16 protein-coding genes are annotated in these 12,484 nt (G+C 61.3%); 13 read left to right on the forward strand and 3 right to left on the reverse strand.

Annotation, left to right across the window (positions count from 1 at the left end):
• Window positions 1-19 precede the first annotated feature (19 nt).
• Together V4529_07555 and V4529_07560 are read left to right on the forward strand one after the other, a co-directional pair.
• Window positions 20-1,261, forward strand: a complete 1,242-nt coding sequence (locus V4529_07555; GenBank protein MES2358187.1) for a DUF6596 domain-containing protein — start codon at window positions 20-22, stop codon at window positions 1,259-1,261.
• An 82-nt stretch (window positions 1,262-1,343) separates the two neighbouring features.
• Window positions 1,344-2,150, forward strand: a complete 807-nt coding sequence (locus tag V4529_07560; protein ID MES2358188.1) for a hypothetical protein — start codon at window positions 1,344-1,346, stop codon at window positions 2,148-2,150.
• A gap of 29 nt (window positions 2,151-2,179) precedes the next feature.
• Here the strand turns inward: V4529_07560 and V4529_07565 are convergent, their stop codons facing one another.
• A complete protein-coding gene (locus V4529_07565; protein MES2358189.1) occupies window positions 2,180-2,668 on the reverse strand; it encodes an SRPBCC family protein in 489 nt (162 codons plus the stop codon).
• Entirely contained in the window at window positions 2,665-3,006 is a 342-nt protein-coding gene (locus V4529_07570; protein MES2358190.1) for a metalloregulator ArsR/SmtB family transcription factor, read from the reverse strand. Before V4529_07570 ends, V4529_07565 begins: the two co-directional genes overlap by 4 nt.
• Window positions 3,007-3,227: 221 nt before the next feature.
• On the opposite strand from V4529_07570, the gene V4529_07575 reads away from it, so the two are divergent.
• From V4529_07575 to V4529_07595, 5 genes are all read left to right on the forward strand, one after another.
• Window positions 3,228-3,620 (forward strand): cupin domain-containing protein, encoded by a 393-nt coding sequence (locus V4529_07575; protein MES2358191.1) that lies wholly within the window; start codon window positions 3,228-3,230, stop codon window positions 3,618-3,620.
• 276 nt (window positions 3,621-3,896) lie between these two features.
• A complete protein-coding gene (locus V4529_07580; GenBank protein ID MES2358192.1) occupies window positions 3,897-4,427 on the forward strand; it encodes a DUF305 domain-containing protein in 531 nt (176 codons plus the stop codon).
• 32 nt (window positions 4,428-4,459) lie between these two features.
• The gene (locus V4529_07585) at window positions 4,460-6,241 is read left to right on the forward strand and encodes a hypothetical protein (GenBank protein ID MES2358193.1); all 1,782 of its coding nucleotides are present in this window, start codon (window positions 4,460-4,462) and stop codon (window positions 6,239-6,241) included.
• A gap of 330 nt (window positions 6,242-6,571) precedes the next feature.
• Window positions 6,572-7,087: a DinB family protein gene (locus V4529_07590; protein MES2358194.1), complete on the forward strand. Its 516-nt coding sequence runs from the start codon at window positions 6,572-6,574 to the stop codon at window positions 7,085-7,087.
• A 179-nt stretch (window positions 7,088-7,266) separates the two neighbouring features.
• The gene (locus V4529_07595; protein ID MES2358195.1) at window positions 7,267-7,887 is read left to right on the forward strand and encodes a class I SAM-dependent methyltransferase; all 621 of its coding nucleotides are present in this window, start codon (window positions 7,267-7,269) and stop codon (window positions 7,885-7,887) included.
• A 7-nt stretch (window positions 7,888-7,894) separates the two neighbouring features.
• Here the strand turns inward: V4529_07595 and V4529_07600 are convergent, their stop codons facing one another.
• Window positions 7,895-8,554, reverse strand: a complete 660-nt coding sequence (locus tag V4529_07600; protein ID MES2358196.1) for a class I SAM-dependent methyltransferase — start codon at window positions 8,552-8,554, stop codon at window positions 7,895-7,897.
• A gap of 352 nt (window positions 8,555-8,906) precedes the next feature.
• On the opposite strand from V4529_07600, the gene V4529_07605 reads away from it, so the two are divergent.
• The 6 genes from V4529_07605 (at window position 8,907) to V4529_07630 (ending at window position 12,446) form a co-directional block, all read left to right on the forward strand.
• On the forward strand, window positions 8,907-9,869 hold the full coding sequence (locus V4529_07605; protein ID MES2358197.1) for a lysylphosphatidylglycerol synthase domain-containing protein: 963 nt from the start codon (window positions 8,907-8,909) through the stop codon (window positions 9,867-9,869).
• 42 nt (window positions 9,870-9,911) lie between these two features.
• On the forward strand, window positions 9,912-10,406 hold the full coding sequence (locus V4529_07610) for an LURP-one-related family protein (GenBank protein ID MES2358198.1): 495 nt from the start codon (window positions 9,912-9,914) through the stop codon (window positions 10,404-10,406).
• Window positions 10,369-10,629: a hypothetical protein gene (locus V4529_07615; GenBank protein ID MES2358199.1), complete on the forward strand. Its 261-nt coding sequence runs from the start codon at window positions 10,369-10,371 to the stop codon at window positions 10,627-10,629. The genes V4529_07610 and V4529_07615 overlap by 38 nt, the downstream gene beginning before the upstream one ends.
• A gap of 91 nt (window positions 10,630-10,720) precedes the next feature.
• Entirely contained in the window at window positions 10,721-11,314 is a 594-nt protein-coding gene (locus tag V4529_07620; protein MES2358200.1) for a CDP-alcohol phosphatidyltransferase family protein, read from the forward strand.
• Window positions 11,315-11,346: 32 nt separating this feature from the next.
• Window positions 11,347-11,913 (forward strand): dihydrofolate reductase family protein, encoded by a 567-nt coding sequence (locus V4529_07625; protein MES2358201.1) that lies wholly within the window; start codon window positions 11,347-11,349, stop codon window positions 11,911-11,913.
• Between the two features lie 8 nt (window positions 11,914-11,921).
• A complete protein-coding gene (locus V4529_07630) occupies window positions 11,922-12,446 on the forward strand; it encodes a DinB family protein (protein ID MES2358202.1) in 525 nt (174 codons plus the stop codon).
• Window positions 12,447-12,484 lie beyond the last annotated feature (38 nt).

Here is a 12,484-nt window from a genome sequence, read left to right on the forward strand (position 1 = left end):
GGCCGGGATCGCTTCCCGCATGACCCATGATGCCGCGGCGCGCGCCGAGGAACTGGCCCGCGCCGCGTACGGTCGCCTGCTCGCCGTCCTCGCTGCGAAGGACGGCGACATCGAGTCGGCCGAGGACTGCCTCGCCGAGGCCTTCGCGCAGGCGCTGTCCTCGTGGCCTGAGACGGGCGTCCCGCGCAACCCCGAAGCCTGGCTCCTCACCGTGGCGCGCAATCGTCGGCACGACCTTCGCCGCTCGGCGGCACACCGGCTGTCCGATTCGCTGGACGACGTCGCGCGCGGCGGTGCGCTGCCGGTCGTGGAGGAGCTCGACCCTGACGCGATCCCCGACCGGCGACTCGCACTGCTCTTCGTCTGTGCACACCCGGCGATCGATCCGGCTGTGCGCACGCCGCTCATGCTCCAGGCGGTGCTCGGCTTCGACGCCGATCAGATCGCGCGCGCGTTCGCGATACCGGCGGCGGCGATGGCGCAACGACTCGTGCGTGCCAAGCGCCGCATCCGCGACGCGCGCATCCCGTTCGTCGTACCCGAGCGCGGCCACATGCCGGAGCGCCTCGCGCCGGTACTCGAGGCGGTGTACGGCACCTACGCCATCGACTTCCCTCTCGTCGCCGGTACCGAGCTGCGCGATTCCCTCGCCGCCGAGTCGCACTATCTCGCCACCACTCTGGCCGAGTTGCTTCCGGAGGAGCCCGAGGCGCTGGGCCTTGCCGCGCTCATCTCGCTTTCTCTCGCGCGGGAACCCGCGCGCGGAACGGTTGGCGAGTTCATTCCGCTCGACGAGCAGGATTCGTCGCTGTGGGACGCGGAGCTCATCGCGCTCGGCGAGCGTCTGCTGCATCGCGCCCGCTCTCTCGGTGGCATGGGTCGCTTTCAGATCGAGGCGGCAATCCAGTCCGTCCACTGTGCGCGCGCGACCTCCGGCGTGACCGACTGGCATGCGCTGCTGACACTCCACACCGCGCTCGTGGTGATCGCGCCGACGCTCGGCGCGCGCGTCGCCCACGCGGCGGCGGTCGGGCGGGTCGAGGGCTCGCAGGCAGGGCTCGAGGCGCTCGACACGATCACCGATGACGCCGTGCAACGCTTACAGCCCGCGTGGGCGACGCGCGCGCACCTGCTCGCCGAGGCGGGACGTGCGGAAGCGGCGGCGGTGGCGTTCGAGCGTGCGCTCTCGCTCACGACGGACAACGGTGCACGCAGATACCTCGAGCGGCGACGCGCGCAACCGTCCGGCGCCAGCCGGTGACGGACGGTTGCGGTTCACAATGGACCGTGTAGGCTGTATGATCCGCAAACGCGCAGCGCCCTCAACCAGCTAGCCAAGCACCATGCCGAACTCAAAAACGTGTTTCTCGTGGACGTCGCGTCCCGTATTTCCGCTCGTGGCGGCGGCTGCCGCCCTCGCCTTGATGGGCCGCCCCGCCGCCGCGCAGGGACCAGTTGACGAGATCCAGGTCTACGACGCCGGCATCGCCGCGCCTGGCAAGTTCAGTCTCACGCTGCACACCAACTTCACCCCCGATGGCGCCAAAGCTCCGGCCTTTCCCGGCGCCATCGTCTCCAACCATTCGTTCGACGGCGGCTTCGAGTGGGCTTACGGTGCCAGGCCCTGGCTCGAGCTCGGCGTCTACATGCCGCTCTACAGCGTCACTGACAAGTACGGTCCCACTGTGAACGGCGGCAAACTGCGTGTGCTCTTTGTTTCACCCAACGCCGACGATCGCCCCTTCTTCTACGGCGCCAACTTCGAGTTCAGCTACAACTCCGCCAGATGGGATTCGCACCGCTACAGCTCCGAGATCCGTCCCATTATCGGCTGGCATGTCCGTCCGTGGGACTTCATTTTCAACCCGATTCTCGACAATTCCTGGGCTGGCGGAGTCCCAGCGCTCGAATTCAACCCCGCGGCGCGCGTTGCGTACCACGTCAACTCGCAGTGGGCCGTGGCTGCAGAGCACTACTCCGGGTTCGGCACGCTCCACGAGCTGCTTCCCCATGGGCAGCAAGTCCAGCAGATCTGGGCGGCGTTCGATCACTACTCCACGATGAACATCGAAGGCGGCATCGGCTTTGGCCTCACCCCCGCCTCGGACAAGGTCACGCTCAAGTTGATGTTTTCACGGGACCTGAATTAGCGAGTGTGAGAGCCGGGAGTCGCCCGGAACTACTTCATCCCCATCACGTGCTCGACGAACTGATCGAGCGCGATCTCGGTGCCCTCGTAAAAGCCTGACGTCTTGTTCTTCTCGAGGTCTGCTTCATCCCGGTGCAGCGCAGTGAACACGTAGCGCGTGCCGGTGCCCACGGGTTCCATCGTCATGATGGCGGTGATCGGAATGTCGTCAAATACAGCCGGACGATAGTCAGGGAACAACATTGAGGTCCAGACAAGGCGTTCCATCGGAACGACTTCCAGGACACACCCGACGTTGGGAACCTCCGGGCCGTCCGTCACCGCGATGTCGATGCTGATGATGCCGCCCGGCCGCAGGTCCAATTGGGCGCGCGACACACGGCCCCAGACCTTCGGCATGTACCACTCCTTCAGATGCTCCGGTTTCGTCAACGCTTCCCAGACGAGCCGCGTCGGCGCGTCGATGAAGCGTTCGATAGCGAAATCGAGTTTCGGATCGATCGTGACTTGCTTGCTCATGAGTCTGACTCCTTCTGCTTGAGTTGTTTGACGTAGTTGTCGAACCGATCCAATCGGGCTTCCCACATCTGACGCCGCTCGGTCAGCCAGTGCTCAGCGACTTTGAACCGTTCGGGTGCGATCTCGTAAGTCCGCACGCGCCCTCGCTTTTTCGACTTTACCAGTCGGCTCCGTTCCAGCACCGATAGGTGCTGCACGAACGACGGGAGTTGCATGTCGAACGGTGCCGCGAGTTCACTCACGGTGGCCGGACCGACAGACAGTCGCTCCAGGACTCTCCGCCGAGTCGGGTTTGCCAGGGCATGAAAAACTTCGTCAGCGACTGCGGATTGAACCATTTGCGACACCATCCAGATGCTCGAGTTATCCGATCTGAACGAGAGATCTACACCCGTTGAATACTTCTGTCAATACCTAAGTATTTATTGCCTTGAGAGTTCCTGCCCGTCACCCGGACCGGATAGTTCCCAGCCCCCACGGCTTGACTCGGACGTTCGGCGTCAATGATGCACGGGAAGTGTAGGTCGAAGACTGTCGTTCAACGTCGAGGAGAAACATCGTGAAAGGCTTCATAGAGGACATCGAGAGCATTGCGGTGAAGAACCAGGACTTCCGCCAGGTGCTGTACACGGCGAAGAATTGCCAGCTCGTCGTCATGGCGTTGAAACCCGGCGAAGAGATCGGGGCAGAAGTGCACAAGCTGGATCAGTTCTTTCGCGTGGAAGAAGGGACCGGTGCGGCGATTCTCGACGGCGCGCGGACGGCGATCCAGGCCGGTTTTGCGGTAATCGTTCCGGCCGGCACGAATCACAATATCATCAACACCGGCAGTTCCCCGCTCAAGCTGTACACGATCTACGCGCCCCCCAATCACCGGGACGGTGTTATCCACCATACGCGCGCAGACGCAGAGGCCGACAAGGAAAAATTCGACGGCAAGACGACGGAATAGCTTTCCGGGGTCCCGGCGCATTCCTGCAACGTCACGAAGGTAGCGATCGGCGAACGCACCGTCGGCGAAGTGCGTATGCCTATTGGATCTGTCGGTGATCGGGACGGTCGGTCGCGGTCGCCAAGGCATGGGGCTATCTTTACGTCTTCTTTCACCCTTCCCCGCCACGGCGGCAGCAGCAGACCTGTGAATCTCTCTCGCCTCTCCGCTACCGCCCTCGTTGCACTTGGGCTGATACTTGTCCACCAGCCGGCCACCGCACATGCGCAAGGCTCGATGGCGGGAATGAACATGGGCGACCATGGTCACATCACGATCCCCAAGGGCGTGCTCTACACGGTGCCTGACGTCGAGTTCATGCAAGGGATGATCGCCCATCACGGGCAGGCCATCTACATGTCGCGCCTGGCCGCAGCGCACAAGGCCGATCCCCGCGTGCTCAAGCTCGCAGACAAGATCGATCAATCCCAGGTCGCCGAGATCCGGATCATGCAGGACTGGCTGATTCGAAACAAACAGTTTGCACCCGATTCGGGGGCATGGCGCACGGTGACCATGCCGGGCATGCTGACGGCGGCCCAGCTCAAGGAACTCGACGCCGCCACCGGTACCGCTTTCGACCGTGCATACCTCACGTACATGACCCAGCACCACGAGGGAGCGCTGAAGATGGTGGATGATCTCTTTGCCACCCCTGGAGCCGGTCAGGACGTGGACGTGAACGTGTTCGCGAACGATGTTGTCGCGGTTCAGACCGCCGAGATCAACGCGATGCGGCAGATGCTTTCGAAGTTGCCCGAGAACTGACCACTTTAACACACCACCCGGAGTCCTTCCTGATGCACCTCGCCCGCCGGATGTTCGCGTTGATCGCGCCCCTTGTTCTCGTGCCTGCGATCCTGGCCGCGCAGACGTATCCCAGCACCAATGATCCACGCTCCGGCCTCAAGCCGGGCCGCTTCGACGCAGGGACGGCCGCCGAGAACATGCGCCTCGTTTCATTCTCGCCCAAGCCGGCCGCGTTCGACACGGCACGTGGTCTGACGTTCATCAACTCGGATCTCGCCTTCAGTAACAAGTACGTCTACCAGGGTAACTTTGCCGGGTTCACGGTATGGGACGTGAGCGACCCTGTCGCGCCGAAGACCGTCGCTGTGGTGTCGTGCATCACCGCGCAGGCTGACCCGTCAGTGTACGGGAACCTGCTCTTCATCTCTGCAGAAGGTCGCGGAAATCGCAACGACTGCGCAAAGGGCGGCGTGCAGGATCCAAAGGACCACATGGCTGGCGTCCGCATCTACGACGTATCCAATCCAGCGGCGCCGCGACTCATCAAGAACGTGCAGACGTGCAAGGGATCGCACACTCACACGATCGTTCCCGATCCCAGGGACAAGGGCGTCATATACATCTACGTCTCCGGCAATCAGGAGGCGCGCCCAGCCACCGAGCTTGCGGGCTGCAACAACGGAACCGATCCGGCAGACGTGAACAACTCCCTCTTCCGGCTCGATGTGATTCGAGTTCCGCTCGCGCACCCCGAACAGTCCGAAGTGGTGACTGGAGCCCGCATCTTCACAGGCCTCGGCGTTGCACCTCGGGCAGCTGGACGTCCCGTCCGCGCCCGTCCCGGCGCAGAGCCGGCGCTACCGACCGGCCCGCGCAACTGCCATGACGTAACTGCGTATCCCGAAATGAATCTCCTCGCCGGAGCGTGCGCGAGCTACGGCCTGCTGGTCGATATCTCGAATCCACTGAAGCCGATACGTCTCGACGCAGTCTCCGATACGAACTTCTCGCTCTGGCACACAGCCGTGTTCAGCAACGACGGCAAGCAAGTCGTGTTCACCGATGAGTGGGGCGGTGGCACGGGTCCGATGTGCCAGGCAACGTCGATGATGGAGATGGGCGGAAACACCACCCTGACGATCGACTCGAAGCGGAAGCTCACTCAACACGCGTACTTCAAGATCCCGACGGCGCAGTCGGCGCAGGAAAACTGCGTTTCGCACAACGGTGGACTCATCCCGGTGCCCGGCCGCGACATCATGGCGCAGGGGTGGTATCAGGGCGGAGTGAACGTCATCGACTTCACAGACCCCGACCATCCGAAGGAGCTGGCATACTTCGACCGCGGACCGATCGACGCCGCACCCACGGCGCCCGAGGGTGATCGTGGCACGCGCGGTACGATTGGTGGATCGTGGGGCGCTTACTGGTGGAACGGATTGATCTATTCGTCGGAGCTCGATCGCGGATTCGATATCTACGAGCTCACGCCAAGCGATCAGCTCTCCGCAAATGAGATCGCAGCGGCGAAGCTCGTGCACCTGGAGCAGTACAATCCGCAGAGCCAGCCGCACATCGTGTGGCCCGCGGCGTTCCCCGTTGTCCGCTCGTATCTGGACCAGCTCGTTCGCGGCAACGGCCTTGCCACGGAGCGTACGACAGCAATCGCGAAAGCGCTCGACGCCGCGGAGAAGCAGAACGGCTCGCAGCGGCGCGCCTCACTTCAGACGCTGGCCGCACAGGTGAACAAGGACGTGAATGGCGCGCACGATCAGGCGCGAGTCAAGTCGATGGCGGCAGCAATCACGGCTCTCGCCAAGGCGACCGAGTAGCACGCAATGTGAAGATGATGCACGTGTGACCGACTATCGCAACGTCGGGTAGCACTTGATAACACCGCGGATCGCCATGCTGACGTCAGCACTGCGATCCGCGGTTTTGTTTCCCCTGGGACCTGTCGGCGCCATCGCGTCAGCGTGCAGCAGTAAAGGTGTGACATGCGTCACGTTCTTGCACTGCCGTTTTCAGCGAAGGTACATTGTAGATACAATGACCTCCCCCCGACGTCAGTCAGGGAACGGAGATGTTCGAGCTTTCATAGGCAGTCGACTGACGCGTCGATAGCATGTCCTGGCGACGCAAACATCAAATACGAGCAGATAATGGCGAATACAGAGTGGTGGCAGCGCGGTCCGGTCGAGGGTGTTCCTTCTCTCCTGCAGCCGGTGGCGCACATCCTTCTCCAGGTCCGGGAAAGTGTCGGCGAGCTGACCGCGAATCTGACTGAAGCCGAGTGGAACGCGCGTCCGGCCAACGTTGCGTCGTCTGCGTTTCACGTGCGCCACATCACCGGTGTCATCGATCGCCTCTTCACCTACGCACGAGGTGACGGCCTGTCACCGGAACAGTTCTCGGCGATTCGGTCCGAAGGCGATCATCTACCTGCCTCCGACGTCGCGGCGGTGCTCGACGCGCTGTCAGCACGCGTCGACTCGGCGGTCGCCGAGCTTCGCACGATAGATGTCGCCACGCTGGGCGACTTTCGCGCGGTCGGACGTGCAAAGCTCCCTTCGACGGTGATCGGGTGCCTTGTGCATGGTGCGGAACACTCGATGCGGCATGTCGGTCAGCTATCGGTAACGGCACGCATAGCGCGAGCGACGGATGCCAAGGCGTAATACGCGCCGGCCATACCGTACTCGCGAGAGATCTGTCTGAATCTCGCATTCCACACACTTCAACGAACGGCCAAGCACTGCTCACGATCACTGACTCGTACGTCGATCCCGATTTTGCGGCGCGATATGCGGCGGCGGTAGACGAAGCTCCGTACAATGCGTTGTACGAACGGCCTGCAATGCTCGCTCTGCTGCCGCCGGTCGCGGACTGTCACATTCTCGACGCTGGCTGCGGTGGCGGATGGTACGCGGCGCAATTGTTGGAACGTGGCGCGAATGTTACGGCGATCGATGCCAGCGCCACGCTCGTCGAGCACGCCCGTCGTCGTCTCTCGTCCTTTCTTACCGGTGAGTCGGCACCGCTGCGTGTACGCGTAGCGAATCTCGCTGAACCGCTGGCGTTTCTGACGGACGCGAGCGTGGACGGCGTAGTATCACCACTCGTCCTTCATTACCTCGAGGACTGGCGGCCGACGTTGCGAGAGATCCGGCGGGTCCTCAAGCCTGGCGGCTGGTTACTTCTGTCCACGCATCATCCGGGCGCAGACGCGGCGCGCTTTCCGAGCAGTCCATACTACGAAACGCAACTGGTGGAAGACGACTGGAAGTGGGTCGGCAAGGTAAAGTTCTATCGGCGACCGCTTACCGAGATAGCGTCGGCGCTCACCGACGTTGGGTTCGTGATCGAGCGGCTTGTCGAGCCGACACCGACAGAGGCCTTTCGACTCATCGATCCGGACGCGTACCGCCGGCTGCTCGAGCAACCCGAGTTTCTGATAGTTCGCGCTCGTGTCTCCTGAACTGTCACTACCAGCCCCGGTATACCACCAATGACTTTGTGAGTCCACCAAGTCGCTCGCGATACAACAATGCACCGGGAAATAGTGATTTCATCTCACTGCTATTGAGAAGTCGAATCTGCGACACCTCGCGGAGCGCATCCCGGTAGTCCGGTTGCCGATGCATCCATCCCAGATCGTGTCGGCGCAACAGTTCCACCTGCAGGCGCCGCGGGTAGAACTGAAACAGAGGTAGGAGGAAGTGCGGCTCCAGGGGGAAGTAGCGGTTGGGCGTCTGAACGAAATATCGCGGAGCCACCCGCTGGACCTCTTCAGCCATCCTCTCCTGATCGCCGAGTGATCCGACGTGCTCGATGACGGAGTTCGAAAAAACCGCGTCGAATGCATTGTCGGCAAACATGTGCATGTCTCGGGCGTCGCAGGCCAGTTGCTTGATTGCCTGGTTTGCAGAAACGTAGGACTCCAGGTTGACAATCGTGACGCTAATCGCACCAGTCGTCACAAGCGTCTCGCCTTCCCAGAATTGTGGAGTTCCGCCGACGTCAAGCACCGACGACCCTCGTGGGAGTTTCTCTATCAACCCGCGGAACAACGCGAACCTTTTACGGCGCATGCGACTGGCGAGCGACGCAGGGTCGTTGAAATTCGCCAAACGTTTGAGTCCCATGTTGGATCGGCCTCGTTACTGAACCAGAGAACACACATGCCTAATTCCCGCGCGAATTTCCCCGCGCCAGGCGACCAGGGATATACTACTGCATTCCGCAAGCAGCACGTGACCGTTACGCGAAAGAACACGCGGCTCGATGAATAAAGGCGGACAGTCAGCCGGCGAGGTCACCAGGCATCCACACCTCCTCGCCCCGCCGTCAACTCCGCACAAATAGGCGATATTGACGTGAAGCGTCTGGACCGACTTCTGCGATGGTTCCGAGCCCGACAAGCCTTACCAGCAAGCTCGATCGGGACATGCGGGACTTTCGCGGAGATCCGTACGTGTACGAAATTCAACCATGATGATGGCTAGAGCTCAAATCCGTGGCATCCTTCGAATCGTCGCAGCGATTCTCACAGTCCTGATTCTGGTTGTGCTCGTCCAGTCGATCCGGCGGGATGGACCGGCCGCTGTCGACGCCTGGCGCAGCGCTCATGTACGCTGGACGTGGGTTGCACTGTCGGTCGTATTGGGAGCGATGGGCCATGCATTCTATGTGATCGGATGGCGACGCCTCCTGAACGATGCAGGTATTCGCGTTCCGTTGTGGCAACTGATTCGCTTCTTTCTCGTAAGCAACCTCGGGCGCTATCTGCCGGGCGGAAAGGCGTGGCAGATGGGCATCATCGGCGTGATGGCAGCAGAGCACGACCTCCCAGCCGCCGCCATCACTGCAAGCTCTCTCTTCCAGGGAGTCATAGGCGTCGGCGTCGGCGCGATCGTGTTGTTCGCGGCCGGCGGCGCCCTCGTTGGTCTGCCCACTCCGTGGCTGGCGCTGCCGTTGATCGGGGTGACGATCCTGCTCCTGTGTCCGGTGATCATCAAATCGTCCGATCGCCTGCGACAGTTGATCACTCGGCACTGGCCCGATGTCACTTCAGTGACCGTTGGCACGATGTGGATGTTGATCTGGACCTCGGTCGGCAACTGGGTCATGTGGGGCGCGGCATTCTACGCACTCGGCGGCGCGCTGCTGCCGTCACCCGTAGCTTCGATCAGCTCGTACATCGCTGCGTGGAGCGGATCGTTTCTCGCCGGCTTGATCGCAGTCGTGTCCCCAGCCGGACTGGGTGCGAGAGAAGGAGTGATGGAGGCGATTCTGCACAACGCCGGCATGAACGCTGCGGACGTACTGATAGTCGTCGTCATCGCGCGCGTGTGGTCGACGGTACTCGACGTGGTTCCCGCGGTGACGGTGCTGATCTTCCGAAAGCGCCGCCATGCGCGAGCAGCTGCCGATCAACTCGCGCAGGAAGTTGAGACGTGAGCGAGCGCATCCTTTAATGCACACATCTTTTACCCACGGACCATGCGCTATATCCTGAAGCAGAAGCTGTTTTCGCTCGGCGACGATTTCTTCATCAAGGACGAGTCCGGCCGCGACCTCTATTTCGTCGACGGCAAGATGTTCAGCTTCGGCAGTCAGCTCTCGTTCCAGGATCTCGAGCGCAACGAGCTTGCATTCATCAAACAACGCGTGTTCGCCTGGGGAAAGACCTACGAGATCATCCGAGACGGTCAGATAGCGGCGGTTGTGCAGAAGCATCTCTTCTCGCTGGTCCATCACCGGTTTACCGTGGACGTCCCCGGGCCGGACGATCTGGAAGCGGAAGGAAACTTTACCGACCACGAGTATGTCTTCCGGCGAGGCACGCTACCCGTTGCAACCGTCTCGAAGAAGTGGTTCAGCTGGGCTGATACTTACGGAATCGAGATCGCACCAGAGGAAGATCAGGTGCTGATATTGGCGAGTGCGGTAGTCGTTGATGAAGCGTGTCATCCGGATGATGGAAGGCGGCATTGAGCTGCTTGCCGAGGCGATCAACATCTACCGTCAGGACATGGATACGAAAGTCCTTGATCTCGCCAATGCGATCAGGCCGTTTGCGCTCCTCATGATCGAAATTGGCGACGTCGATGCGGCTCGTCCGCTCTTGCAAGAGGCGTTGGTACTTTACTCGGCGCTCAATCTGACTGGGGGCGTCGCTGAATGCTCGACTCAGTTGGCAACGCTTGTCACTTCGTAGGCGTGCGATACGGCTGACTATTCGTCTGGATGGACGGCGGCATCAGACATGGACCAACACTGTGTCAGACGATTACAACTTCCTTTCTCATATGCCCCGCTATTCAGGCACTCCCCTCGCCCTCACGGCGCTTCGCGCGCTGCTTGCTCCTGTCGTCGTACTTCTGGCAATCTTTCACCCGAGCCGATCAGCGTTCGGTGCATGCCTCATCGCCGCGTTTGTCTCCGACGTTTTCGACGGCATTCTTGCGCGGCGCATGAACGTTGCGACACCGATTCTACGCCGCCTGGACAGCATCACCGACACAATCTTCTATCTATGCACTGCGTTCGCGGTGTGGCATCTCTATCCATCTGTAGTCTCGCAGCACATGGCAGCGCTGGTGGCTCTCGCAGGCTTGGAAGTCGCACGGTACATCTTCGATCTTCGCAAATTCGGGCGCGAAGCGAGTTATCACATGTGGTCTTCCAAGATATGGGGAATTGCGCTGTTCCTTGGCATCTTCTCGCTGCTCGCGCTGGGGTCATCCGGTATCGCGGTATCGGCGGCGATCTATCTTGGCATCGTAGCGGATATTGAAGGCCTGATTATCTCCATTATCATAAACGACTGGGAATCCGATATTCCCACTTTCGTGCACGCATACCGACGACGCGGCGCGAAGGCCGCCCGGGTTTCCGTGTGACTACCGCCAACTGCCTGAGCAGGATTGAAACAATGCGCAGAGTACGTTACAACGTAGCAGCAACCCTGGACGGCTACATCGCCGGCCCCAATGGCGAGTACGACTGGATTCCGGAGGACTCAACAGTCGATTTTGCATCGATCTTCGCGCGTGTCGACACGGTGCTCCTGGGACGCCGCAGCTACGAGGTGGCGCGCGCAGTGCCCGAGGTGCCGTGGTCAGCTGGAACACGCGTCTATGTCTTCTCGCACACCCTCCGGCCGGAAGATCACCCGGGAGTAACCATCGTGCGCGACGACGCGGCGGGCGTGGTGGCGTCGCTCAGGGCAGAATCGGGAGATGGTGACATCTGGTTGTTCGGCGGCGGTGTGCTGTTCGCCGACCTGCTCGCCGCCGGACAGGTTGACGCAGTCGAAGTCACCGTCGCGCCGGTGCTGCTCGGCGAAGGTGTTCGACTACTGCCGCGCGGCGTACGGACCGTGCTTACGCTCACCGGTTCCCACGTGTACCCGAGCGGAATGGTGGGTCTTTACTACTCGGTGCCCAGCGCTGACAGAAAAGGGCCACACGCCAACCTTCTCGCCAACGCGCCAACCTGAGGATTCCCATGGATTTTGATGTAACGACCGGAGTCGCGGTCCTCGAACGAACTCCCCACGCCCTGCGCGCAATGCTCACGGGACTGGGATCGGCATGGATCGACGCAAATGAAGGCGCGGAGACCTGGAGTCCCTATGACAATGTCGGTCACCTGATCCATGGCGAGCGCACGGACTGGATTCCCCGTGCGCAGATCATTCTCGCCCAAGGTGAGAATCGTCGCTTCACACCATTCGACCGTTTCGCTCAGTTCCGTGAGAGCAAGGGCAAGTCGCTCGCCGATCTGTTGGACGAATTCTCAAACTTGCGATCGGCCAACCTGGCTACACTTGCAGGATGGAAGCTTTCCGACGAACAACTCGCGTTGAAGGGTGAGCATCCGGAACTCGGGACGGTCACGCTCCGGCAGTTATTGTCGGCATGGGTCGTACACGACCTCGGACACATTGCTCAGATCGCTCGTGTGATGGCGAAACAATACCGCGACGCTGTCGGACCATGGCGCGTCTATCTTCCGGTGCTGGATCGCTGACCTGCTGAAACACACCTGACGAGCAGACCCGTACCGCA

The sequence above is a fragment of the Gemmatimonadota bacterium genome (assembly GCA_040388625.1).
GTDB lineage: Bacteria > Gemmatimonadota > Gemmatimonadetes > Gemmatimonadales > Gemmatimonadaceae > Fen-1247.